Consider the following 23,610-nt stretch of genomic DNA (forward strand, 5'->3'; position numbering starts at 1 on the left):
ATGCAACCTAGGAAACAGACATGCCCCTGCCCTTTCTGTCCAAGCCACCCGTGTCTGTCGCCACGAGCCAAAAGTCACTCTGGCCGCGACTTTTCGGATTTGCCGCTGTCCTGCTGCTGAGCGCGACCTGCGTCCTCATGACAGGGTACTTTGCGCGCGCGTGGGCCGAGCAGTCCGCCGACGCATCCTCCACCCCCCATAAAAAATGGCGCGTCGTCTATGTCGAGGGGGGGCCCTACACCGACTACCAGCAGATCTTCGCCGGCACGGTGCGCGGCCTGGCCAAGCTGGGGCTCATCGAAAACGGCGACGTCCCCGTGCCGGAAAACTCTGAAAGCACGCGGGAAATGTGGGCCTGGCTCTGCGCCAACGCCGGCGGCGACAGGATGGAATTTCTGCCCGACGGCTATTACAGCGCCAACTGGGACGAAAAGCTGCGCGTGTCCAACAAGGCCGACATCATGCGCCGCATCCATGAACGCGGCGACGTGGATATCATCTTGGCCTTCGGAACATGGGCCGGGCAGGACATGGCCACAGGCGAGCACTCCGTGCCGACCTTCTCCATGTCCGTGACCGACGCCGTGGACGCCGGCATCGTCGCTTCGGCTGAAGACTCGGGACGGGACCACGTCCACGCCCAGGTCGAACCGGGGCGCTATGAACGGCAGGTGGCCATTTTTCACGACGTGTTCAAGTTCCGGCGCATGGGCGTGGTCTACGAGGACACCCCCGACGGCCGCAGCTCCAGCGGCATTCCCGCCGTGGAGAAGGCCGCGCGGGAACTGGGTATCGAACTTGTGCCCTGCACCACCGTGCTGAACCTCCCGGATCTGGACCAGTCCTTTGAAAACCTGCGGAGCTGCGTGGAAAGCCTGAGCACCCGGTGCGACGCCATCTACCTGACCGTCAACACGGGCATGCAGGGCCACCGCATCAAGGAACTGCTGCAGCCCATCATCGCCGCCGGCATCCCCTCCTTTTCCCAAAGCGGGCCCGGTGAAATCAAGCTTGGAGTACTCATGAGCCTGGCCCAGACGGACTTCGACGACGTGGGGCTTTTTGAGGCCAATGCCGTGGCCAAGGTCCTTGACGGCGCCAAGCCGCGCGATGTGAACCAGATCTTCGAAGGGCCGCTTGGTCTGGCCATCAATCTGAAGATGGCCATGCTCATCGGCTGGAATCCGCCTTTCGAAATTCTGGCCGCCGTCGACGAAATCCACCAGCAGATCCCCGACCTGGCCCGATGAGCACAGCCCCAGGTCCACGACCCGCCTCCATCGCACAAAGCCGGAGCCGGCTGCCGTTTTTGCTCGGCGGCCTGGCCGCGCTGCTGTGCGCCCAGATACTGTACGGCGTACTGGTCCTCTCGGCCTTGCACAAGCAGTACGTCAAACCCATGCTGGCCGTGCAGGCCCTGACCTGCGAGGAACTGGGGCACCGCCTCGGGCTCATGACCCGCATGGGCAAGACCCCGGAGCGCGTCGAGCGTCTCGGTCAGATTCTGGCCGCCTACAAAGACACGGCCTCGGACACCCTGGTCGTTCTGGGGGCCGACGGTCGCGTGCTGGAAGGATGGGGGCTCCCCAAAAACAGCTTTTTCCACCTCCCAGCGGAATCTGGCACCGTGCGGGGAAACATCATCGAGTTCTCCAAGGACGGAAACCTCTGGCTGGCCAGTCCACTGAAGGACCGCAAAGGTCACGCCGTGGGCCACGTGGTCCTGGGCATGGACGACCAGCGGCGCTCGGAACAAGTCTGGCAAGTGCTGCGGGACAACGTCCGCCTCCTGGGCGGCATCACCGCCGCCGCGGCCCTGCTCCTGATCGTTCTGGCCCTGACGGTCCGCACCGCGCCGTTACCGGGAGGCTCCTTCCCGAAGAAACGCGTCTACGCGAGCCTCGTCCTGCCTCTGGTGGCGGGGCAACTTCTTTTCGCCGCAGCCATGCTGCCCCCCCTGCGGGACATGAACGAGAGCCACATGGACACCGTGGCGGGACAGCTGGGACGGCATCTGGGCGGTGAACTCGATCACCTGCTGGACCTGGGACTGGGCCTGAACCAACTTCCCCCGGTCACGCAGCACATGGCTGGTCTGCAGCAATTTCTGCCCGAAGCCCAGGGCCTGGCCATTCTCGACGCGGACGGGACCCGCCTTCACGCTGCCGATGCCAAGGGTGCCCTGGATGACGCAGACTGGCGACGCGTGAAAGAAAAATCCCTGACTACCGACGTTCCCTTCAAGGCGGGCGTCGTGCGTGTACTCATGTCCTCGGAAGCCGTGGCCACGAACATCCGGGCCATCACTCTGGACACCCTGACCATGACCGTGGTCGCCATTCTCTTTCTGATGGAGCTGGTCAACCTCCTGGTCATGCGCGAAGAGCGTCGAAGACTCGATGACCCCAGGCCCCTGTCGACCTCGGCCGGGTTCATGCGTCCCATCATCTTCGTCTGCATGTTCGCCATCGACCTGTCTTTGTCCTTCGTCCCCCTGCGCCTCGGGGAACTCAGCCCGGATCTGCTGGGCTTGCCTCCAGACGTGGTCATGAGCCTGCCCGTCTCTTTTGAGATGTTCATGGTCGGACTGGCCATCATGCTCGGCGGTTTCTGGAGCGAGCGTTCGGGCTGGCGGCCATTGCTGCTCACAGGAGTGTCCTTGGTCACTCTGGGCAATCTGGCCAGCGGCCTGAGCGCGGATCCGTTTCTCTACATCGCTTCGCGCGGCTTGGCCGGAGCCGGATACGGTCTGCTCAATCTCTCCGCCCAACTCTTTGTCCTGGCCCACTCCCGCCCGGACCAGCGGGCTGGCAACCTGGCCGCGGTCTTCGCCGGGCTCTTTGCCGGAGCCCTGTGCGGCAGCGCCAGCGGCGGCCTCATCGCAGACCGCCTGGGATATGCTGGGGCCTTCCAGGTTGCGGCCGCCCTCATGCTTCTGACCGGCATCGTCCTCTGGCGCACCCTGCCCCGGGAGCACGCTCCCCAGCGCAAGGCCCCAGCCCTGGCGCATTCCTTGCCGGGACTGCGCGAGACCCTCTCCTTCATCACCGATCCGCGCATGGCCGCGCTGCTGTTCCTCAACATCGTACCCGGCGCGTTCGTCACCGTGTGCCTCTTCCAGTTCTTCGTGCCCGTGTCCCTGAACCAGGGCGGGGCCAGTCCGGCCGACATCGGCCGCGTGACCATGATCTTCCCCCTGGTCATCGTCTATCTCGGCCCTCTCTTCGGTCGCATCGTGGACCGTTCGGACCGCAAATACCGTCATCTGGCCCTGGCCGGGCTCGTCGCAGCCGTGAGTGTAGGGGCGCTCATGGCCCTGGACGGCATCGCCGCCGCGACCCTCGCGGTCACGCTGCTCGGCCTGTCCAACGCCATCCTTTCCAACGCCCAGGGCGCCTACGCCTTGGAACTGCCCGCCACGGAGCGCTATGGTGCGGCCCGGGCCATGGGCATATACAACGTCGTCGAACGGCTCGGGCAGGTCTTGGGGCCCGTGAGCCTCGGTATCATCATCGCCGTCTGGGGCCGCAACGCGGGCCTGGGCGTCATGGCCATTGGACTGGCCGCCATGAGCCTGGCCTTCGCCGTCACCAGCAGTCGCCAGCCATCGAAAATCGCGGAACAGACCACACGATCATGAACGAACTCATCTCCCTCCCCCTGCTCGCCCCGCTGTGGTCCAGGCTTCCACACCTGCCCCCCCTGCTGCGCCAGTGGGGCGATGCCCCGCTAGGCCAGATCGCAGCCAGCTTTGCGCAAAACCCGTCCGGCCAGGCTGGGCAGCAAACCGTCTCCAGTGCCCTGCTCGCGGCGGCGCGATCCATGACCGCCCCGGTGCTTGGCGACGCGGCTGCAGGAGCTCTGGCCCATCGGCTTTCAGCCAACTCGTCGATACTGGCCGCCAATTACCACGGGGTGGAGTGCTTTCCGGAGATGGTCCAGGCCATCCATTTCTTCGCCCTGGGGGATCTCGTGTCCGAGCCCGTGGAAGCAGATTTCGGACCGGTCGTTCCTGTCCTGTCCTGCTCCAGCGTTTCCCTGCAGAGCCAGACCTACCCGCGGGGACTCATGCTCTCGCGCCGGGACGCCGAGGGCATAGCACACGTACACCTGCCCTTCTTTTCCAGTGCCCTGCAGGACGTGATGGCCAGCCGTTCACCCGCCCTGACGATGAAGCAGCTGCGCGCCATGCGCGCCCTGTGGCTGCATAAAGGGCGACCTCCGCTGCTGCGCTGGGAGCGTGAAGCCGTGGACGCCATCATGGACAGGCATGTACTGCGCCCCGACGTGCTGGACCAGCCGACGTTCGGCGCGCAGGTCACGCGCGTGAACGCATCGCTGTGCACGGAGCGCTACAGTCAGGCCCGGCACGTGCAGGTGATCTATCTTGAGATGGAAGCCCTGGTGACAGAGCTGCTCGGACGAGATATGGAGGACGAGAGGTCGGTCATGCACCGGATTCTTTTCGACCCGCAGGTGCGCGCCCTGGTTCTCGACACGCTGGCCGGAGTGCGCGGATGCTGGCGAACCGAGGCCATCAACGGTCTGGCCCTTGGGCGCACGGGCAGGGCCGGCACGGTTTTCTTCTGGATGGCCGACGAAAAAGGCCGACGCTGCCCCCTGCGGCTGTGCGTGACGCCTTCGGGCAAAGCCGGCCTCGGATTCGGGGACACGTGCATTCCCCTGCGGCCTGCGGCCCTGCGCGACGCCCTGGCCGCCGGAACCATCGTGCCGAGCCTTTTCACTTCGTACATGAGCCTGACCCTGGACCATGGGCTGCGCTGCTTCGGCGGAATCTTCCTGGCGGAATACCTCCCGGCCATGATGCGGGGCGTGGCGTCGGCCATGGAAGCAGTCGGGTCACCCCTGCGCGTCCACCTCCCAGATCAGTGCCTGGCGGCTCTGCCCCTGACCGTACAGATCGAGGACATGGGCCTCCGCCCGGCCGGCAGCGTGGAACTTGCCGCCGCCGGAGGTCTGACCCGCGCGCATCTGAGCCGCATCGCGCAGCTGACCCTGGCCGATGTCCTGCCCCTGAGCCTGGCCTCATGGTATCAGGACTACGTCCCCACTGGGGAACGCGCCCCGGACTGGGAATCCGCCCTTACACGCCTTGCCTCACGCTGGAACGGCGTGACAGTGAACCCTCTGTCCTCCTGATCGTCTCTGAGAGACATCAGCTCTTGCGGGTAAAACAGAGCATAGTGATGTCGTCGGACTGGGCGGCATTCCCGCGATGAGCCTCAATGGCCTCGAACACATGCCGCAGGATCTTTTCCGGGGTGTCGCCGGCGTGCGCTGCGAGCAATGCTTCGACACGATCCTCCCCGAACAGATGCCGCTCCTCATCCATGGCCTCGGACACTCCGTCGGAGTACAACAAACAGGTCTCCCCCGAGCCCAGCACAGTCCGGTGCAGCTCATAGGGGAGGCCGCTCATGGCCCCCACCACGGGCCCGCTCATGCCCTCGATGGCGCGCACGGCCCCGTCCGGGCCAGTGACCAGAGGCTGGCAGTGCCCACCGTTGGCATATTCCAGCTCACCCGTAGCCGGATCGAAGATCCCGATAAAAAGCGTCACGAACATACAGCCGGGATTATTCTCGCTCAACCTGTCGTTGATGCGTGTCATGACCTCGGCCGGATCCGAAATCTGGGCCAGTGCGAAGCGGACCAGGGTCACGGTCATGGACATGAACAGGGCTGCAGGAACGCCTTTGTCGGATACGTCGCCGATGATGATGGCTTGCCGGCCGTCGGCCACCTGAAAATAATCGAACAGATCCCCGCCGACCTCCTTGGCAGGCTCCAGGAACGAGGCCACCAGGCAATCCGGATGGGCGGGAGCATCCGCGGCCGGCAGGATGCCCATCTGGATATCCCGGGCGGCGTTCAACTCGCCCTCCATGCGCTGCTTGACCGTGGTTGTTTCCATGAGAGTACGGATGTTCTGATCCAGGGCTCGCCCCATATCCCCGAAGGCCGCGGCCAGGGTGCCCACCTCGTCGCGCTGGCCCACGGGCAACTCCCGCGCCAGAGCGAGAAGGGGTGAATCCCCGGCGTCGCGGACAGAAGTGGCCTGGGTCAGGTCTGTACCGGCCAGGGCCTGAGCCTGGCGAGTCAGGGTGCGCAACGGCTTGATGAGACGGGCCGTGACAAATAGCATGCCCAATACGCTCAGCACCGCCGAACCCAAGGCAAAGGCGACCATTCGACGCAACAGAATCCTGGCCGGAGCTTCCATCTCGTCCCGGGGCACGGCGGCCACGATGTACCAGTCCAGGGCCTTGAAGTAGGCAATGCGGAAGACCCGGGAACCGGCTCCAGCCCCCTGATCCGAAAAATCCACGAACCCCTTCTCCCGGGCCAGGTCCAGGCCCTCGCGGGGGATGAACCCCTCTTTGCGCCCCTGTGGATTGCCCTTGAAGGCAAGAATCCGGCTTTCTCCCGAGAGCAGTGCCAAAAAACCGTTCTCGTGCAATTCCAGAGAATCGAACTTCTCCTGGGTGCTGTCGGCGATCTGCCGCTCCGTGGCGGCCGCCTCCTTTTGCATATCCGAAAGCTGCATGGCCAGGGCAATGACGGCCTCGCGCTCGGGCACGGGGAGAAAATAGACGAGCAAAGGGCCGGGAGCACCCGGCAGCACGCCCGTCAAATCCTGATCCAGGCCGAAAACCGCGAACATGCCGTCGGCAGGCAACCGCTCATGACGCATCATGGTCGCGATGGGGCGGCCCTTGAGATCCGTACGTTCGGGGTCCATGGCCAGTTCCCGGATCAGGGGGCTGCCGAGGATGCGCGCCCCCGACGCCTCGAACAGGTCGAGGTGCAGGCCGAAACCGAGCAAGGGACGCGCCCAACTGCCGATGACCCGTTCCCCTGCCCCGTCGGGCAAGCCTTCCATGTCGAGCCAGGTGGTCCGGGTCAGGATGGCCATCTGCCGCAACTGGTTCTTGTGCTGCATCACGCCCAGAATATTATTGGCCAGCAGGCTCAAGTAGCGGGAGCCGATGTTGTCTTCGACCAGGACCACCGCGTTGCCGAAGGATTCCCGCTCGCGCCTCAGGCTCATGTCGTTGATCTCGCGGAAGGTCAGCAGGATAATAGGCACCGCCGCCAGGGCGATGGCCGCCACTACCAGGGAAAAGAGCTTGGTGCGCAAAGATAGAATCATGGCTACTCCGTCATCCCGATGCGCTGCAGTTTCTTGCGCAGACCCTCGCGGGTGATGCCGAGCAGTTCGGCGGCCCTGGTCTTGTTGCCCGCGCAGCGGTTCAGGGCCTCGGAGACCACCCAGCGCTCGACGAGGTGCAGGTTGAGGTCCGTCGCGCCTTTTCCGAGCGGTCCGTGATCCGGAGCCGGATCATTCCCTCTGAAGGGCGCTGCGCCGAAAACAGGATTTCCCGTCGCTGGAATGTTTGCAGTGAGCGCAGGCACGGAAACACCCAGGGGAACCCTGGCCGTGATGCGTGGAGACAGATCCGTCGCTTCAACACGCTCACCCACCGTGAGGGAGGCGGCACGCTCCATTTCATTGCCCAGCTCGCGCACGTTGCCGGGCCAGGAGTAGGCCAGCAGCGCCTCCCGGGCTCCGGCGGCCAGGGTCAGGCGGGGACGGCCCATACGCATGCAATGCTCCTCAAGGAAATGCTGGGCCAGGATCAGAGTGTCGTCGCCGCGCTCGCACAAGGGAGGCAGACGAATCTCGGCCACGCTGATCCGGTAGTACAAATCAGACCTGAAACGCCCCTCCCGAACAGCCTCCTCCAGGCTGACGTTGGTCGCCGCAATGACCTTGATATCCACGGGGAGCGGCTTGTTGCGCCCCACGCGTTGCACCTCCTGCTCCTCCAGCACGCGCAGAAATTTTGCCTGATGTGCCAGGCTCATCTCGCCCACCTCGTCCAGGAAAAGTGTGCCGCCGCTGGCTTCCTCCACCAGACCGCGCCTGAACCCCACGCCCGAGGCCGCCCCTTTCTCGATGCCGAACATCTCGCTTTCGAAGAGATTTTCGGGGATGGCCGAGCAGTTCACGGCCACGAAGGGCCCCTCGCGACGCGAAGAATTATAGTGCACCATCTTGGCGATGACCTCCTTGCCCGCACCCGTAGGGCCAAGGATCACGGTGTTGATGGGCCGTCTGGCGATGGACAGGGCCAGCTCCACGACACGGCGCATGCCCTCGGAACTGCCGATGATCCGCCGGGGCTGGTAGGCGTCCTGCACGGTCTGCATGAGGTGCCGGTTGCGCTGGTCCAGTAGGACGCGAATCTCCTCAAGCTCCGCGTTTCGGGTCTTGAGTTCGGCGATGAGTTCGTCGCGGTGAAATTCCCGGCCCTCGACCTTGACGAGCATCATGCCGAAGGCCTCGGCCAGGCGGACGTAGTCCTCGGGGCCGGCTCCGGGACGGGTCAGGTCGAAGAGCTGCTCCTCGCTGGCCGGGCGGCCCCAAGCCAGATCATCGCAAAGGGAAATGAGCGTATTCAAAAACTTTTTCTCGTAAGTCATTCGTACTACCTTAAGCTATCTGCTGCGAGCACCGCCAGCTCCGAGACTCTGCACCCAGCGCAGCACCTCGGCCACGGGCCCGATAAGATCCTTGGGGATGTAGGCGTTTTCCGTGCCAGTTTCAAAGAGGGCGTGAGCCAGGGGAACGTTCTGCATGATCGGGATGCCCTCCTCCTGGGCGATCTCTATCATGCGCTGGGCCAGCAGGCCCTCACCCTTGGCCAGAATGATCGGCAGGGGCGTCTTGTCCTTCTCGTAATCGAGGGCCACTGCAAAATGTGTCGGGTTGGTCACGAGCACCTTGGCCTTGCGCACGTTGCCCAGAGTGTTCTGCGCCAGCAGTTCCTGATGCAGCTGCTTGCGCTTGCCCTTGATCATGGGATCGCCCTCCATCTCTTTGTACTCACGCTTGACCTCGTCTTTGCTCATCATGTGCTGCTTGTTGTACTGCCAGCGCTGGAAGAGGTAGTCCACGGCGGCGATGACACAGAACGCACCGGCCGCGGCGTAGAGCAGGTCGTGCATGGCCTCGCCCAGCACCGACCAAAGATGCCCGATGTTGCCGTTGGGGATGGTGAAGAGGGTCTTCAAATGCGCGGACATGATCAACCAGACCACCCAGGACAGAACCACGACTTTAAGTATGTTCTTGAGGAACTCCACGGCGTTCTTGATGGAAAAAACCTTCTGGAACCACTTGGAGGGACTGATGTTCTCAAGCTTGGGCATGGCGCCCTTGAAGGCAAAAAGAACACCGACCTGCGCGAGGTTGGACGCGATGGAGGTAGCCATGACCAGACCTATGAGGGGCAGTACCAGCTTCAGGAAGCACGCCACCGTGACGTCGGCGGCCAGGGGCAGGGCCTGCTCGAAGGGCAGACTCATGACGATCATGGGCACCTCCGTCATGGTCGAGAGGGTCTCGTAGATGGAGTCGCTCATGGCCGAAAGGTACACGGCGATGGCAAGCACGGACATGGCCGCCGGCACGTCCTGGCTCTTGCAGACGTCACCCTTCTCCCGCGCCTCCCGCAGGCGCTTTGCCGTGGGTTGTTCGGTCTTCTCACTCATGGAACAGAATCCGCAGCACTGCCAGGTCGTTGCCGATGGTGGCGAAGAGCCCTCCGATCTGGGACATGAGAAGCCCAAAGGACACGAACAGGAGAAAGGCCGCCAGGGCGCTCTTGATGGGCATGCCCAGAATATACACGTTGAGCTGCGCCGCGAAGCGGTTGATGAGGCCCAGGGACATGTCCGTGAGCAGACAGGCGGCAACGATAGGAGCCGAGAGCAGAATCATGGTGCTCATGAGCCAGGCCACACGGCCGGCAAAGAACAGGGGCACATCCGCGCCGCGCTCGAACAGGCCGGCGGGCAGCAATGAGGCCACTGGCCAAATCTCGTAACTGGAGTAGACCAAAGAGAGGAAAGTCAGGAAGGCGCCGCCGGAAAAGAACAGATATACCGCGCACTGAAAAAGCAGAGAACCCAGCGGGGAGGTCTCCTCCCCGGACAGGGGATCGGCGCCCGAGGCCATGGACGCACCGCGCTGGTTGTCGATGAAGAAGCCCGCGCATTGCACGGCCCAGAACAGCATCCCGGCTAAAAAACCCAGCAGGAAACCCAGCAGGCTCTCCTTGAGCAACACAAGAGTCAATTGTCCCATGACGCCCATGGTCAGGACCTGGGGCACATCAAGCTGATCAAGAACCATGGGATGGATGAACATATAGCAGGCAAAGGCCACGGCCACGCGAATCTGGCCGGTGACAATGCTGCCGCCCAGGAACGGCACCGTCTGTATGATCATGAACAGACGCGGCATGCCCAGAAGCACGGCCAGCAGATGGTCCATGACGCGGAGTTCCTGAAAGAGGGATTCCAGATTCATCCGCCCCCCCTTTCATTCATCATAACAAATAAAAATTATTAAAGATTTCAGTTGCATATCGCAAAATTTGACCGCTCAGCCAGCCACCCATCACGAACAGGGTCGCGATGACTGCGATGAGCTTGACACCAAAAGACAGGGTCTGCTCCTGAAGCTGGGTGATGGCTTGGATCAGGCTGAAGATGATGCCCACGACCGAGGCGACCACAATGGGCGGCAACGAGAGCATGAGCACCAGGTACAGGGCCTGCACGGCATAGTTAATGGCAGTGACTTCCATCACCTCTCCTTTGGAAGTTGACGACGGCCCCGTGGCCTTGCCCTACAGGCGTATCCTGTTCACGGGCTGGACCGAAATCTCCGGCGTGATCTCCTGGTACGACACCACGGCCAGGCCGTAGTGTTCCCCCTCGATGAGCCGACGCACATACCGGCGGATGTCCATGGAGACCACCAGAACGGGCTTCTGGGTACTGGTCTTGTACCTGCCGGCGGCCTCGCCCACGGCCTTCATGAAGCGCTGGGTGGTCTCCGGGTCCAGGGCCAGGAACGCGCCTGCCGATGTCTGCCGGATGGCTTTGCGGATGGTCTCCTCCACTGCGGGCTCCATGAGAATGGCCGGCAGCATGTTCTGCCCTTTGGAGTACATATAACTGATCTGGCGTTTGAGGGCCGTGCGCACGTACTCCGCGAGCATGACCGCGTCCTTCTCCTTGGGGCTCCATTCCACCAGTGCCTCCAGGATGCCGCGCAGGTCGCGGATGGAGACCTGTTCCTGCACCAGGCGCTGGAATATCTCGGCGATACGCTGGGTCGGCATGAGGCGAGTGGCCTCGCGCACCAGATCCGGGGCGCGTTCCTCCATGCGGTCCAGGAGATACTTGGTCTCCTGCAGGCCCAGGAAGGAGGAAGCGTGGCGCGACAGGATCAGGGACAGGTGGTAGGCCAGAATACGTGGATGGCTCATGCAGGAGATGCCCACGCGGGCCAGGCTCGGACTCTGGGCCGCGGGCACCCAAAGAGGATCCACGTCGGGCAGGAAGCGCTCGCCCTCCTTCACGTCCACGCCAAGCATCCGCAGATTCTCGCGCGTATCCCGGACCAGAACCATGCCCCGTTCCAGCTTCCCCCGCGACATGGGGATCTCGTTGACGTGCAGGGAATAGCTCAGATCCTCCAGGCCGGGGTTGGGGCGAATGTTGATGCCCGGAAAGGGCACGCCCAGGTCAAAATACAGGGCCCGGCGCAGGGTCGCCAGCTCCTCGTTGAGGGAGTCGTAGTCGAGGCTGTCCCCCATGTCCTCGGAGATGTCGAGGATGATGGGCACTGTCGGCGCGAACTCGTCGCGCTGTCCGCCCGGCAAGGGCTTGCCCGACTTTCTGGGCGTAGCCGAAGGCTTGAGCGACCTGGTCAGCTCGGCGCGGGCGTCATGGGTCTGAGGCAGCAGGCTGATGCGGCGCAGCACGTAGCCAAGCCCCCCCAGAGACGCGGCCAGGGCGAAAAGCTGTGGCTTGGGAAACCCGGGAATAAGGCCAAAAAGAAATACCAGGCCTCCGGCCATAAGCAGGGCCTTGGGCTGGTTGAAGAGCTGCTCGCCGATCTGAGTGCCGACGTTGACCTCGGAGTCGCCGGTGCGGGTGATGAGGACGCCGGCCGAGATGGACACCAGCAGGGACGGAATCTGGGAGACCAGGCCGTCGCCGATGGTCAGGATGCCATAAACGTGCAACGCCTCGCCAGCCGTCATTCCATTTTGGGAAATGCCGATGATGGTCCCGCCGACGATGTTGACCACGGCGATGATCATGCCTGCGATGCTGTCGCCCTTGACGAACTTCATGGCTCCGTCCATGGCGCCGTACATCTGGCTTTCCTGGCTCACGCGCTGGCGACGGGACTGGGCCTCGGTCATATCGATGACCCCGGCGCGCATGTCCGCATCAATGGACATCTGCTTGCCCGGCATGGCGTCCAGGGTGAAGCGGGCCCCGACCTCGGCCACTCGCTCGGCGCCCTTGGCAATGACCAGGAACTGCACGATGGTCAAAATGAGAAAGACCACGGCGCCGACCACGAAATTTCCGCCCAGGGCGAAGTCGCCGAAGGTGAAGATGATCTCGCCCGCGTCGGCCTGAAGGAGGATGAGGCGAGTGGTGGTGATGTTGAGTCCCACCCGAAACAGGGTGGTGAAAAGCAGCATGGTCGGAAAGACTGAAAAGTCCAAGGCCGTGCGCACGTACATCGACATCATGAGCATGATGAAAGACAAGGCCATGTTCAGGCCGATGAAGGCGTCCACCAGGGGCGTGGGCAGGGGCAGAATCATGAGCCCCACCACGATGACCAGCAGAGCGACGATGGACAGGTCGTTGTGCCTTGTGATCATGCCCACGGCCGAGCGGGCTATGGCGAATGCGTTCATGCTCTGGTCCCGCTTTTAGCTGATAGGGCCGACTTTGCCTCCCCGTCGGACTGGCCGCCGTCAAGGCGTCCGCCCAGTCCGATGAAGGCGTCCACCGCTTGCCTGGCCTCCTCGCGCCGATCCTGCCGCCACAGGGCCCGGGCACGCAGCAGGTGCAGGGCGGCCTCGCGGGAGGAAAGGACGCGGCCGTCCATGGCCTTGTGCAGGTTGTCCAGGGCCGCTCCCGGGTCGTCGCGCTCCAGATCCACCATCGCCATGCTGGCGTGGGCCAAGCGGTCAAGAAAATCCAGGGCCGGCGTGCCGGAGCTCCCGGTCCGTTCCCCGGACGCGGCGATGAGGGCGGCGAAAAGGCGGCCTGCCCGCTCCAGTTCGCCCATGCGCAAATACATGTATCCAAGAATGAGCAGGGTCTCGCGATGCTGTCGCTGCAGATTCACGCTAGCCTCCGATCATCAGACCGGTGTAGGCCTGCAGAAGGTCCCGGTTCTCCAGCAACAGGCGCAGATCCGTGTTCAGGAAATCCCGCACTTCAGGATTCTGGCTGTCCTTCAGGGCCTCGAAGCTTTCGCGCAGGTTGGCGGCGAAAACCTCGGGCCGCAGCAACTCCCCGTCGCCCACGTCCGGACACAGCGCCTGCTCCACGAGCCTGGCGGCGTTGAGGGGCGAATACAGCTCTTCCAGGCCGGCCTCGCGCAGCACGTTGGCAGCCAGCGGCCTGGCCTGGGGCAGTTGTCCGTCGGCGGAAAGTCCCGGGTCCAGGATATCCTGAATCCCCAGGGACGGATCGAGCAGATTGGTGATGGAAGAAACCATGAAAACTCCGATTTGCAAAAATCATTAACCGCCACAAAGACGAAGGATCATCCCCTGTCGTCTCTACCTGCGCTCCATCACAAATTCCGAACAGCGGTGATCGCCGTTGGGTTCAATGATGTATTGCTGATGAAAGCGCAACGGCAATCCAGGATCGGAATCGATATTGATCACGACGGTGGTATCTTCGCGCTGCGTGGCTGTCACCGAGAAATTGCCGTGCTCGCTGAACTCGATGCCCGGAAAAGTCGTGCTCAGCAACCGGGACATGACCAGCGCGGCCTGGCTGAAAGCCTGCAGCATCCTGGCCTTCTGGGCCGGCGATGCGCTCATGCTCTGGGCGTGGTCCACTATCTCCTGGAAGTGAGGATGACTGGGCACGTTTTCGGCGTCCGGGATGCCAAAGGGGGAGGTCTGAAGCACCCGCCCATCCGAGGCCTCGAAGCGCATGACCGTGTTCCGACCGCGACGCCTGAAGTCCGTGGTCAGGCCATAGGCATTGTCCGGAGTGTAATCCCGCAGACTGGACATGCCCAGATCCACGGCCACGTCATCCTGCGTCAAGCGCGCGCCAGGAAGCGTCAGCTCCATGAGCTTGGGAAACGACAGTCCCTGGAAGAAGGCGGTAAAAACCGTGACGTCCCGCTGTCCCGCGAACATGTCCGGGCAGGCGATCCGCAGGGCCTGATCGTACGTCGAGACCACATGACCCAGCAAACGTCCGCCCAAAGCGTTCTCCGTGAGCTTCTTCGGCACCGCATGTCCGGTCACGGCCCGCCAGATCTGGGACGGGGATAAAGGCTGCTCCCCATTGGACTCCTGGGCGGCGAGCAGGGATCGGGCATTGCCCTGCAGCAGCCCCGGAATCAGGGCACGCTGATGCGGTGGCACCGACGTCTCAAGCCGACCGGCGATGGAGTGCAGTACCTGCAGTTGAGCCGAACCAAGTGGAGGAATCACCTGGCCGAGCCTGATGTCCAGGTCCGAAAACGACCGCGGAGCAAAACTGCTGATCTTATCCATGAGCAGGCCCGGAATCTGGTGTCTCTCGGACACGTTTCGGGTGAAATGCAAAGGATCGCGTTCCACAGTGATGCCAAGTCGGGCTCCGCTCTGCAGGCGCAATTCCTCCATCACCCGGATGGCGGCGAGCATACGCGGCTGATTCTTGATGTCCGTTTCAGCGACATGCATGACGGCTCCGGCCACCTGTTGCCCAAGCTCCCCGTCCAGACTGTCGAACATGGCGCGCAACCCAGCCTGGTCTTGCCCGGAAAAACCAATGGCCATCATCAGCGCGCCACCCAGAACGCCTTCCAGCTTGGCCGCGGGATCATTCTTCATCTCGCGAATCAGTGGTTCAAGCTGCCCGGTCATGTTGAGAACAGCCTCTGAAATGTTGACGACCGTGTTCTGATCCCGGCACATGTTCCCAATGCTCGAAGCACCATCCCGCGCCATTCCTGCCAGCCGCGTGATCATCTCCATGTCTCGCAATCCCGTGGATATGACCATGTCCTTCATGACGGCCTTCTGTTCGGGAGTGAAGGCGCCGCTGACCACTGCTCTGCCCTGCGGTTCGGGCAGGCCGTCTATGCTGTCGAAGATCGCATTCAATACAAAAGCCCGCACCGGAGCGGACAATTCATCCAGAGACAATTCGCGCTGGAAGGTCTTGTCCACAAGATTGCCTACCTGTTGATTGAAGTCCGCGCCGGGCACGTCGTCCAAGGCGTCCTTGGGGACGAGAACCAGTATCGCGCGCAAATGCGTCTCCAGGGTGAGGTATGACACCATCGCGGCTTTCTGCATATCACTGGTCCGGCCTGTCAATTTTCCTTCATCGCAGGCCATGCTGACCGTGGCCAGCTCCGAAGCAAGCGGACCGAATTTATCGACAGTGTTTTGCAGCAGTTCCTTGTATTCCTCCCCTTCCACGCCGCGCTGGGCCAGCAGCAGCTGGATGGCGCCTCTCTGTACATTTATAAAATCGTCGGTCCCGAAATCACCGCTCACGCCATGGCTGCACGACTGGACCACATGACTGTGCCGCTCCACGCGCTGCAAAAAGTCCGGCGGCATGTCTCCTCCCAGAAGAGGATCAAGCATGCCACCCTCTTCCAGCAGGACATTGATGAATCTGGGCAGGGTCTCGGGTGACAAAGCCTTGGGTTTGAGCTCAGCCGGAGGGTTGGCGGACATGGCCACAAACTCCCTGACAGCAGGCAAGTTCTTGCCCATGAATGCCCGCAACGCCCCTTCCAGCGCGGTTTTGGCCTGCTCTTCGGAAGGAATCGTCGGCGCAGGGACCAAAATGTCCAGGGCTTTGCGCGCCTCGGACTGCACGTCCGGATGATGCGCCAGCGGAGATCCAAGATTGGTCGGCAAACCCTGCTCGGCCAAAAGTTTCTCGCAAACCGACGCCCCGAGGGTGTTGACCTGGAAGGAACGCACAGCCTCGCTCTGTCCGGCCGGGGTGCGGACATCCTGATGTTCCATGTCCAAGGAGATATAAAAGGTTCCCAGTTCATCCCGACTTATGGCATGGCTGTCCACGGCCTGAATCATGGTCTGCAACCGCTGCGGCATGTCCTCACGGCCCCTGAATTCTTCCAGAAGCCCCTTGCCATTCTGCAGATCCTGCAACACATTGAGGGCCTTGGATAGCGTGCCTTCAAGCACGCCCATGACATCCGTGAAACGCAAGGCCCGCGCGTCCATGTCTGGGTCTTCGAAGGCGCGGTTCATCCCCTCGGATACAAGTCCCGCTCCGCTTAAGATCGCGGCCACCGGCACCGCGACATCGCCCATGCCCCTATCCCGGCAGAGCTTGGCCACATGCTGCCCCACCACTTCGGTCTGGAGAAAGTCCCGCAGCAGTTCACCGGGCAGGGCTTCGCCATTCACAGCCTGGCCGCCCAGGGCATGAGTCATGCAGAACTGGCCAAAAGAAGTCCCGAATCCATCGGGAATCACGCCTTCTTTGGCCAACTGCTGGCCGAAAGCGATGGCCTGGCCCAAATCGAGGGACAGTTGGCGGTCCACCTGCTCCCTGACCATGGCGATGTGGCGGGTGCGCAGGGGTTTGCCTTCCTGCCGGTTGGCATCGAGCACTTCCTTGGCGATATCTATATATTTACTGTAAACCGGGTCGCGGCGAATGGCGCCCAGAAAGGCCTTGGCCGTCTTATCGTTCTCCCTGGCCCTGGCGTGCCCCTGGAAAATGGAAAAAGCCGACGTCTTGGCCAGTTTTTCGTCCTGGCGCACATAAACTTTCTGATCGCTCTGCGTTGCCCCGACTTCGGTCTGACGGAAAAAATTATCAATGCTCAGTGCCATGAACCCTCCGAATGGTCGTGAATCAGTTTGAAATAATGCAACCGCCGACTCACACCCGGATCATGGGCATTACCGCTGCTTTGGCCTCGTCGGTCTGATCGTCCGGAGCTCCACTTTCCAACTCGCGCAGAAAGGTCTCGACCCGGCTCCCTGCCTGGGATTCGATTTCATCGTTCCATTCCTGCAACCGTCTGGTCCACTCATCGGCCAGGGCGACAAAACTCTCGACCCTGCCCACGAAGCCGGCCCCGTCCAAACCGTTCAGCCCCAAGGCCAGCTCCAGAAAAGCCAGACCCGTACGTTCATCCAGGCTGATGGCCGCGCCATGGGTTTCGGAGAGCAGAAAATTCGCCCCGAGCAAGCGGGCGTGAATCCGTCCGCCCAGACCCGTCGGATAGCCGATCTCCATGTGCAGCAAAAAGGATGAATCCCACGGCCTGTAATGCAGCAGCACCGGCACGCCGTCGAGCAGAAAGGCATAAGCCCCCTCCCCGTCCTTTTCCACCTGCTGTCCCAAGGCCTGACTCAGCGCATTGATAAAGACCTGCGTTTCCATGGCGTCTCCTCATGGCATCGAAATTTATGGTATGAAAATGAAAAATCAGAGAAATTATGCGATGCGCTCCTGCATCTTTCCAAGAAACGCAATGGCGTTCTCAAGCATGGCGGCCGTAACGGTGCGCTCGTCCATCCGGGTCAGGAGCACGGCATTGCCCGCATGCACTCCTCCGCAAAGAGGCATGGGATGGGCATGGCGATATCCACACAGCTCCAGCAACCGTTGCGGGGCTTTTGCGTCATGTGCCGGGATCGGGAACGCGAGGTAAACGAGAAGCTCCCCATCGCCCCTTTCAAAATACACGCGACCGAGACTCTCGACATCCAGGGCGGCGACATCGCCGCCGACGAGGGCGAAGTCCGGCATGCCCATTCGGCGACCGAATTCGGCGATTTCACGATCAAGCATGGTCAACCCTCTTCCTGGGCCGCGAGAAATTCGTCCTCGCGGGCAATGGCGTTATCGACGCGCTCCTGTACGGCATCGAGCACTTTCATGCGCTCCTGGTCGCCGTCGAAGAGCTGCGACGGGAAACTTCGTGTCATGTTGAGCATTTCCTGAAGAAAAAGAACCTCGCGTTCGATGTCCGGGGCCTGCGCCCGAGCGGTGATCCGGTCGATGTGCATGGCCCCGAGGAAGCGTTCGTTGCGCAGCCCAACAATCTCACCCAAAAGGTCCATGGGCCGCAGGGACCCGTCACGCACCCCCTGCACGCCATGCACGTTCTCCCAGCGCTCAAGCATCTTGTCGCACAGCGTATGGGCGCTCTGCAGCAGCCGCACCTGGCCCAGATTTGTGTGCACGCTTTCCAGATGTGTCTTGTCCATGCTGGGGATGTCCGCGGCCAGATCGTTGCCCAAGGCGCGGAACAAAAAATCCATGGCCTTATCAAAACCGACGTCGCCGTGGCGTTCGAGAACATGGGCCAGAACGTCGTTGACGGTCCCGAAATCAAGCACGGTCTGGCGATACATGCCCCGCAGGTCGTCCGAGGAGCCAAGGCCATCAAATTCCCTGGCGGCCAAAGCGCCCTGTATGCCGGCGTGGATGGCCGGCCCCTCCTGCGCCCGCAACTCGTCCATGGCGGCCCGAATGCCGTCGCACACCGACGCGTCCGCTCCTTCCTTCTCCAGCGTATCCAGGGACCCGGCCAGGGCCGCCCAGGCATCCGACGGGTCAGGGAAGTGCTCGCGGGCCTCACGCAAGGCCTGATCCTTGCCTCCGCCCTGGCGCAACCGGCGGGTCAGTTCGTCCATGTCCTGCGTCTTGCCGGCCTCGTGCATCATCTCCTGATACATCTGCACCCGCTCGATCAGGGATTCGGAGGTCTTTTTGCGCTCCTTGCGGTCGGCCAGCTCGAACTCGTCCGTCGTGTCCGCGGCGAAAGTCATCTCCTCGGCAGCGTCGGCCAGCAGGGACATGGGCGAAGCCACGGCTGCGGCCTGACGACCCATGAACGTCCCGGTCATGGCCGATCCGGCGGAAGCGACTCCGGCGTCCTGGCCCTGCCGCGCAAACTGGGTGTTGATGGAAAAATCAACGCTCATGATCCTCTCCTTCTGCGATGGAAAACGGGTCTCTCCGCGCTCCTACCAATATTCGCGCCAATAGCTTAATAATGTATCACAGGAGTCGTAATGCCGCAAGAACACAGATGAATGCTTGCTTCCATCGAGAAACTGGAGTACTTTGAATAAGCAAAAAACGCCTACAAAGTTGCCGCCAACATAGCACTCGCTTTGGAAAATATTTTACAGCGCAGACGACCAAGGCGGTTACGAAAAAAACGCCTTAACTTTACTATAGACCAGCTCTCACGGCTTAAACATGACTTTGGCACGCCATCTGCTATTCGACGAACAAAAACAGGAGGACGACATGGCTTTTTCAGACAAAGATCTCCATGCACAAGAGCAGCAAATCCAGATATTGAAGGAAGAACTTTCCAGGCTCAACACGCAGTTCGATGCGCAACTCAAAGGACTCGGCATCTCGGAAGACGATCTGCTGACGGCACTGGATGCGGACCTGCCGCCGGAATTACAAAAAATGATGTCCGAAGCCCAGGACAAGGCCAAGCGTGAAGGCGCCGCCCGCTCCGCACAGAGCGCTCCCGCGCCGGTCACTGGCGCAAAGGCTCCCGGAACCGGACGACGCGGGGTTGTCCGACTCTGATGACAGTGTGATATCGATCGCACTTATCGCACCCAAATATCAGCAAGGGTACTCACATGTCACAAGTCACAGGTCCTCAAAGCCTATCCCAGATAATGGCGGATATCGACCTCGGCCCGGCCGGCGGCATCCAGATGATGTTCGCCAAGCTGCAGATGGCCCAGTCTCAGATATGTAAGAATCAAGCCAACGACTACATGAAGCAGATCCAGGACATCCAGGCCGAGCAGAAGGCCTGTGCCGACTTGATCGCCACTGCCCGGGACCTTCAGAACAAGGGCAAGAACGGAGAGGGCGTCGGCATCAAAAGCATCAGTGGCACGACCACTGCGGGGAAGGACTGCTACCCCATGCCCCAAAAGCTCGTGGACTTCATGGACGAACGCAAGCTCAGTTACCCGAACTCGGACAAGGACTACATCCTGGGCAAGGACGAATGGGACTACACCCTTAAATCCTTGACCAACTACCAGGAACAGATCGGCAGCAAGACCCAGACCCTCATGGTCTACCTGCAGGACTTCATCGGACAGCACAATTCCTTCCTGCAGGGCGCGAACACGGCCATCAGCAACGCCAACCAGGTGCTGACTAACATCGCCCGCGGGCAATAGGATCGCCGGGATAGTCTCGAGCACGGAATAAACATACCGCAATCGGATATTCGCGATCCTGCACACACAAACGCACCAAGCACACAATCGCAGAGGACATAACCATGACAACACCAATTTCCGGATCCCAGAGTCTTTCCCAGATCATGTCCGATATCGACCTCGGCCCGGCCGGCGGCATCCAGATGATGTTCGCCAAGCTGCAGATGGCCCAGTCGCAGATATGTAAGAATCAGGCCAACGACTACATGGCACAGATTCAGGACATCCAGGCTGAGCAGAAGGCCTGCGCGAGTATGATCGAAAAGGCCCGGGCCCTGCAGAACACAGCCAAGACGGACGATAAGGCCACGACCATGCCTGCCGATATGAAAAAATTCTTCGACGACCGCGGCCTGTCCTATGACACGAAAGGTAACGACACCAAGCACAACAAGGATGAATGGGACTACAACCTCAAATCCCTGACCAACTACCAGGAACAGATCGGCAGCAAGACCCAGACTCTCATGGTCTACCTGCAGGACTTCATCGGACAGCACAATTCCTTCCTGCAAGGCGCGAACACGGCCATCAGTAACGCCAACCAGGTGCTGACCAACATCGCCCGCGGACAGTAGGACGAAACCCGCAAGACTGAAGCATTCCAACCAAAAAACACCACCCGTCCGCAGATCCGCGCTCACGCCGGCTGCCACCCGGGCCAAAGAGACATCCATGAATACCACACAGTCTTCCCTCGACGACCAAGAAATCCAGGCCATCGTCAAGGCGATGCAGAATGGCGCCAGCATCAGCGACGTGGCCAACATGAGCGCGGAAGTCCTCGAAGGGCTCTATTCCCTAGGCTACAACCTCTACACCTCGGGCAACTTCAGCGACGCGGAGATCATCTTTCAGTCCCTGTGCCTGTACAAACATTCGGAGGTCCGCTTCTGGATGGGCCTGGCGGGCTGCCGTCAGGCCAACGGAAACCTGCAGGAAGCCGTGGACGCATACTCCATGGCCGGGGTGGCCAGCGGGCTTTCAGACCCTTCTCCCTTCCTCTATGCGGCCAACTGCTACATCAAGATGGGTGACAAGGAGAATGCCGTGGGAGCCTTGAAAGGGCTGCTCACAATGGGCGAAGAGTCGAATGCGGCCCATGCCCAATGCAGAGACAAGGCCAAAGAGCTTCTCAAGATGCTGGAAAACAAGGCGTAAGGGTGCAGCCATGAGCAGCGACCTCACCATCAACCGTTTTCAGACTGGAAATATTGATGCGTCCTCCGCCTTGCAGGAGTTGACCGGAACCCGGCAGGTCGGAGGAACGACCCTTCCTCCGGCTATCGGCGACATGACCCTGAACAATGCGCTGGAGCAGCTCGGCCTCCCGGTGCTGTCCATCCCGGTGGGCAGCATGTCGCTGGACTCACTGATGAACGCCATCGGCAACGAAGCCCGCAGACAGGCGTGCAAGGACGGCGTCAACAGCCTGGAACTCAAGGCCCAGCAGCAAAAAGAAGTCAACGACAAGCAGCTGGAACAACTCGCCAAACAGCTTGAGGAAATGAAGAAGAAGGCTGTGCTGAACGGCTTTCTGAAAGCCTTCAAGATCATCGGCATGATCGTCGGCGCCATTGCCTCCGCGGCGACCATCGTCGCCGGAGCCTTGACCGGCAACCCACTGCTGATCGCGGCCGGTTGCATTGGCATGGCCATGACCGTCGACACTCTCGTGTCTACGGCCACGGATGGCAAGGTCAGCTTGATGGCCGGGTTCGAGAAGCTCGGCAAGGCCATGGGCATGGACGACGAGGCCGCCAAGTGGTTCGCCTTCGGCATGCAGATGGCCATCATGGTGGTGGCCATCGGTGTGAGTCTCGGAGCGGGCCTGGCCGGCACGTCCTCCAGCGCCGCCAAGGTCGGTACCGATGCCGTCAAGGTCGGTGCCGAGGTCGCCAAGGTCGGCGCCCAGACCGCCCAGGTCAGTACCCAGGCCACCCAGAAGGCCCTCAGCGTTATCCTGGCCGCTCAGAAAATCCTGAACTTCACCTCGGCTGGCCTGGGCGTGGCCCAAGGCGCAACGACCGTCGCCAGTGCGGTCGTTGATTACAACGTGGCCCAGACCAAGATCACCACCAAGGAACTGGAAGCCATTCTCGAACGACTCAGAGAGTCCATTGAAATGGACAGGGCGTTGGTGGAAAACGAGATGGAGCGCGCCAACGATCTCATGGCCAAGGTCACGGAAATCATAAAGGGATGCGCCGAGACGCAGGCCGCAATTTTGACGACCACTCCGGCCATGGCCTAGCCGGACGGGCCCGGCCTGCCGGAGCCCCCACGCCAACCCGTTTCAAACAGGCCACGAGGTAGAAACATGACAATCACGAATGTCAATCAGATCAGCGGATTCGATGCCGCACAATACAACCAGCTCCTGGAAACGGCCAAGTCGGAATATGTTTCCAGCACCCAAATCGACCAGGCCCTGCTGGCTGCGGTCAATTCCGGAAAAACCTTTGAACAGGCCCTGAGCACGGTCAGCACGTCCCTGCCAACCCTGCCTCCCCCCATTGGCACCGGCAAGCTGTGGGACAACGGGCTGGACGGGCTGCCGTCTTTTAGCGCCAACTACCTGGCCTTGATCGGCGACGTGGCCTCCGAACAACGCCGCAAAAGCGCCGAGCAGCGAGCCTTGCAGACGGAGCTCATCATCGACACGATCAAGGATCAGGCTCAGGAGATGCGCAGCAAGGCCGTCTTCCAGCTCTGCATGGGCATCGTTTCGGGAGCGCTGAGCATCGCACAGGGAGCCATGGCCTTCAAAATGATGTCCAGCGGTGTTTCCGCGAATGCCAAAATTACGGATACAGCGGCCAAAGGGCACGCTGACATGCTGCTCAATACGCGGGTGCAGAGTTTCAACGCCGGTGCAGGTGGCGTGACCGGCATGGTGGGCAGCATCAGCCAGGCAGTTGGCAGCTTTTACGACTCCGACATCAAGCTCATGGACGCCACCATCGAACGGGCCAGGGCCCAGACCGACGCCCTCAAGAGTATGGAGGACAGCCTCAGGGAACTGATCGGAAAGATGCTCTCGACCATGGACTCCATCCAGCAGAACACCAACCAGACCAGGACCAAAATCCTCGGGTAGACGCCCGCTGGCGCGACCGGGACCCATCCCGGCGCGCCGGGGAGGACGCGGTGCCCGACAATTCCGGGCCGATTTTAGAAACACGGTGCACGGGCAAACTTGTTTGACAAAATAAGGGCCTTGGCCCAAGAGTTTCACGTTCTACAA

At 61.5% G+C, this 23,610-nt stretch carries 21 protein-coding genes; 9 read left to right on the plus strand and 12 right to left on the minus strand.

Features of this window, described 5'->3' with window-relative positions; all coding sequences use genetic code 11:
- Positions 1–20: 20 nt before the first annotated feature.
- The 3 genes from BMZ24_RS01975 to BMZ24_RS01985 are packed head-to-tail and all read left to right on the plus strand — an operon-like array spanning position 21 to position 5,160.
- A complete protein-coding gene (locus tag BMZ24_RS01975) occupies positions 21–1,250 on the plus strand; it encodes an ABC transporter substrate binding protein (protein WP_092188727.1) in 1,230 nt (409 codons plus the stop codon).
- Positions 1,247–3,640, plus strand: coding sequence for an MFS transporter (locus BMZ24_RS01980; protein WP_092188729.1), 2,394 nt, complete (start codon positions 1,247–1,249; stop codon positions 3,638–3,640). The genes BMZ24_RS01975 and BMZ24_RS01980 overlap by 4 nt, the downstream gene beginning before the upstream one ends.
- Entirely contained in the window at positions 3,637–5,160 is a 1,524-nt protein-coding gene (locus BMZ24_RS01985) for a hypothetical protein (protein WP_092188731.1), read from the plus strand. The genes BMZ24_RS01980 and BMZ24_RS01985 overlap by 4 nt, the downstream gene beginning before the upstream one ends.
- A 16-nt stretch (positions 5,161–5,176) precedes the next feature.
- Here BMZ24_RS01985 and BMZ24_RS01990 read toward each other — a convergent pair whose 3' ends face one another.
- The 12 genes from BMZ24_RS01990 to sctW all read right to left on the minus strand — a co-directional run bounded on the left by BMZ24_RS01990 (position 5,177) and on the right by sctW (position 19,079).
- Positions 5,177–7,174 (minus strand): SpoIIE family protein phosphatase, encoded by a 1,998-nt coding sequence (locus tag BMZ24_RS01990; protein ID WP_092188733.1) that lies wholly within the window; start codon positions 7,172–7,174, stop codon positions 5,177–5,179.
- Positions 7,175–7,176: 2 nt separating this feature from the next.
- The gene (locus BMZ24_RS01995) at positions 7,177–8,508 is read right to left on the minus strand and encodes a sigma-54 interaction domain-containing protein (RefSeq protein ID WP_092188735.1); all 1,332 of its coding nucleotides are present in this window, start codon (positions 8,506–8,508) and stop codon (positions 7,177–7,179) included.
- A gap of 15 nt (positions 8,509–8,523) precedes the next feature.
- The gene (sctU, locus tag BMZ24_RS02000) at positions 8,524–9,579 is read right to left on the minus strand and encodes a type III secretion system export apparatus subunit SctU (RefSeq protein WP_092188737.1); all 1,056 of its coding nucleotides are present in this window, start codon (positions 9,577–9,579) and stop codon (positions 8,524–8,526) included.
- A complete protein-coding gene (sctT, locus tag BMZ24_RS02005; protein WP_092188739.1) occupies positions 9,572–10,399 on the minus strand; it encodes a type III secretion system export apparatus subunit SctT in 828 nt (275 codons plus the stop codon). Before sctT ends, sctU begins: the two co-directional genes overlap by 8 nt.
- A 19-nt stretch (positions 10,400–10,418) precedes the next feature.
- Positions 10,419–10,679 carry a type III secretion system export apparatus subunit SctS gene (gene sctS / locus BMZ24_RS02010; RefSeq protein ID WP_092188741.1) on the minus strand — a complete coding sequence of 87 codons (261 nt, stop codon included), beginning with the start codon at positions 10,677–10,679 and terminating at the stop codon, positions 10,419–10,421.
- A 42-nt stretch (positions 10,680–10,721) separates the two neighbouring features.
- The gene (sctV, locus tag BMZ24_RS02015; RefSeq protein ID WP_092188743.1) at positions 10,722–12,821 is read right to left on the minus strand and encodes a type III secretion system export apparatus subunit SctV; all 2,100 of its coding nucleotides are present in this window, start codon (positions 12,819–12,821) and stop codon (positions 10,722–10,724) included.
- Positions 12,818–13,258, minus strand: coding sequence for a hypothetical protein (locus BMZ24_RS02020; protein ID WP_092188745.1), 441 nt, complete (start codon positions 13,256–13,258; stop codon positions 12,818–12,820). The genes sctV and BMZ24_RS02020 overlap by 4 nt, the downstream gene beginning before the upstream one ends.
- A 1-nt stretch (position 13,259) precedes the next feature.
- Positions 13,260–13,634, minus strand: coding sequence for a type III secretion apparatus assembly protein SctX (gene sctX / locus BMZ24_RS02025; RefSeq protein WP_092188747.1), 375 nt, complete (start codon positions 13,632–13,634; stop codon positions 13,260–13,262).
- A gap of 63 nt (positions 13,635–13,697) precedes the next feature.
- Entirely contained in the window at positions 13,698–16,973 is a 3,276-nt protein-coding gene (locus BMZ24_RS02030) for a hypothetical protein (RefSeq protein ID WP_092188749.1), read from the minus strand.
- 49 nt (positions 16,974–17,022) lie between these two features.
- A complete protein-coding gene (locus BMZ24_RS02035) occupies positions 17,023–17,529 on the minus strand; it encodes a type III secretion system chaperone (RefSeq protein WP_092188751.1) in 507 nt (168 codons plus the stop codon).
- A 54-nt stretch (positions 17,530–17,583) separates the two neighbouring features.
- Complete coding sequence (sycN, locus tag BMZ24_RS02040) at positions 17,584–17,940, minus strand: type III secretion chaperone SycN (RefSeq protein ID WP_092189522.1); 357 nt, start codon at positions 17,938–17,940, stop codon at positions 17,584–17,586.
- Between the two features lie 2 nt (positions 17,941–17,942).
- Entirely contained in the window at positions 17,943–19,079 is a 1,137-nt protein-coding gene (gene sctW / locus BMZ24_RS02045) for a type III secretion system gatekeeper subunit SctW (RefSeq protein WP_092188752.1), read from the minus strand.
- 331 nt (positions 19,080–19,410) lie between these two features.
- On the opposite strand from sctW, the gene BMZ24_RS02050 reads away from it, so the two are divergent.
- From BMZ24_RS02050 to sctB, 6 genes are all read left to right on the plus strand, one after another.
- On the plus strand, positions 19,411–19,707 hold the full coding sequence (locus BMZ24_RS02050; protein WP_092188754.1) for a hypothetical protein: 297 nt from the start codon (positions 19,411–19,413) through the stop codon (positions 19,705–19,707).
- A 56-nt stretch (positions 19,708–19,763) separates the two neighbouring features.
- Positions 19,764–20,321: a USH1C-binding protein 1 gene (locus tag BMZ24_RS02055; protein ID WP_092188756.1), complete on the plus strand. Its 558-nt coding sequence runs from the start codon at positions 19,764–19,766 to the stop codon at positions 20,319–20,321.
- A gap of 104 nt (positions 20,322–20,425) precedes the next feature.
- Positions 20,426–20,941, plus strand: a complete 516-nt coding sequence (locus BMZ24_RS02060) for a hypothetical protein (protein ID WP_092188758.1) — start codon at positions 20,426–20,428, stop codon at positions 20,939–20,941.
- Between the two features lie 97 nt (positions 20,942–21,038).
- Positions 21,039–21,524: a SycD/LcrH family type III secretion system chaperone gene (locus tag BMZ24_RS02065; RefSeq protein ID WP_092188760.1), complete on the plus strand. Its 486-nt coding sequence runs from the start codon at positions 21,039–21,041 to the stop codon at positions 21,522–21,524.
- A gap of 10 nt (positions 21,525–21,534) precedes the next feature.
- On the plus strand, positions 21,535–22,617 hold the full coding sequence (sctE, locus tag BMZ24_RS02070; RefSeq protein ID WP_092188761.1) for a type III secretion system translocon subunit SseC family protein: 1,083 nt from the start codon (positions 21,535–21,537) through the stop codon (positions 22,615–22,617).
- A gap of 66 nt (positions 22,618–22,683) precedes the next feature.
- Positions 22,684–23,463, plus strand: a complete 780-nt coding sequence (sctB, locus tag BMZ24_RS02075) for a type III secretion system translocon subunit SctB (RefSeq protein WP_092188763.1) — start codon at positions 22,684–22,686, stop codon at positions 23,461–23,463.
- Positions 23,464–23,610 lie beyond the last annotated feature (147 nt).

The sequence above is a fragment of the Desulfomicrobium norvegicum genome, from assembly GCF_900114595.1.
Lineage (GTDB): Bacteria > Desulfobacterota > Desulfovibrionia > Desulfovibrionales > Desulfomicrobiaceae > Desulfomicrobium > Desulfomicrobium macestii.

Coding starts and splice junctions, on each gene's coding strand:
- sctS (WP_092188741.1), bottom strand. CDS start 10,679: ATGGAAGTCACTGCCATTAACTATGCCGTGCAGGCCCTGTACCTGGTG.
- sctB (WP_092188763.1), top strand. CDS start 22,684: ATGACAATCACGAATGTCAATCAGATCAGCGGATTCGATGCCGCACAA.
- BMZ24_RS02060 (WP_092188758.1), top strand. CDS start 20,426: ATGACAACACCAATTTCCGGATCCCAGAGTCTTTCCCAGATCATGTCC.
- sctT (WP_092188739.1), bottom strand. CDS start 10,399: ATGAATCTGGAATCCCTCTTTCAGGAACTCCGCGTCATGGACCATCTG.
- BMZ24_RS01975 (WP_092188727.1), top strand. CDS start 21: ATGCCCCTGCCCTTTCTGTCCAAGCCACCCGTGTCTGTCGCCACGAGC.
- BMZ24_RS01980 (WP_092188729.1), top strand. CDS start 1,247: ATGAGCACAGCCCCAGGTCCACGACCCGCCTCCATCGCACAAAGCCGG.
- sctX (WP_092188747.1), bottom strand. CDS start 13,634: ATGGTTTCTTCCATCACCAATCTGCTCGATCCGTCCCTGGGGATTCAG.
- BMZ24_RS01995 (WP_092188735.1), bottom strand. CDS start 8,508: ATGACTTACGAGAAAAAGTTTTTGAATACGCTCATTTCCCTTTGCGAT.
- BMZ24_RS02050 (WP_092188754.1), top strand. CDS start 19,411: ATGGCTTTTTCAGACAAAGATCTCCATGCACAAGAGCAGCAAATCCAG.
- BMZ24_RS02030 (WP_092188749.1), bottom strand. CDS start 16,973: ATGGCACTGAGCATTGATAATTTTTTCCGTCAGACCGAAGTCGGGGCA.
- BMZ24_RS02035 (WP_092188751.1), bottom strand. CDS start 17,529: ATGGAAACGCAGGTCTTTATCAATGCGCTGAGTCAGGCCTTGGGACAG.
- BMZ24_RS01985 (WP_092188731.1), top strand. CDS start 3,637: ATGAACGAACTCATCTCCCTCCCCCTGCTCGCCCCGCTGTGGTCCAGG.
- BMZ24_RS01990 (WP_092188733.1), bottom strand. CDS start 7,174: ATGATTCTATCTTTGCGCACCAAGCTCTTTTCCCTGGTAGTGGCGGCC.
- sctW (WP_092188752.1), bottom strand. CDS start 19,079: ATGAGCGTTGATTTTTCCATCAACACCCAGTTTGCGCGGCAGGGCCAG.
- BMZ24_RS02055 (WP_092188756.1), top strand. CDS start 19,764: ATGTCACAAGTCACAGGTCCTCAAAGCCTATCCCAGATAATGGCGGAT.
- sycN (WP_092189522.1), bottom strand. CDS start 17,940: ATGCTTGATCGTGAAATCGCCGAATTCGGTCGCCGAATGGGCATGCCG.
- sctE (WP_092188761.1), top strand. CDS start 21,535: ATGAGCAGCGACCTCACCATCAACCGTTTTCAGACTGGAAATATTGAT.
- sctU (WP_092188737.1), bottom strand. CDS start 9,579: ATGAGTGAGAAGACCGAACAACCCACGGCAAAGCGCCTGCGGGAGGCG.
- sctV (WP_092188743.1), bottom strand. CDS start 12,821: ATGAACGCATTCGCCATAGCCCGCTCGGCCGTGGGCATGATCACAAGG.
- BMZ24_RS02065 (WP_092188760.1), top strand. CDS start 21,039: ATGAATACCACACAGTCTTCCCTCGACGACCAAGAAATCCAGGCCATC.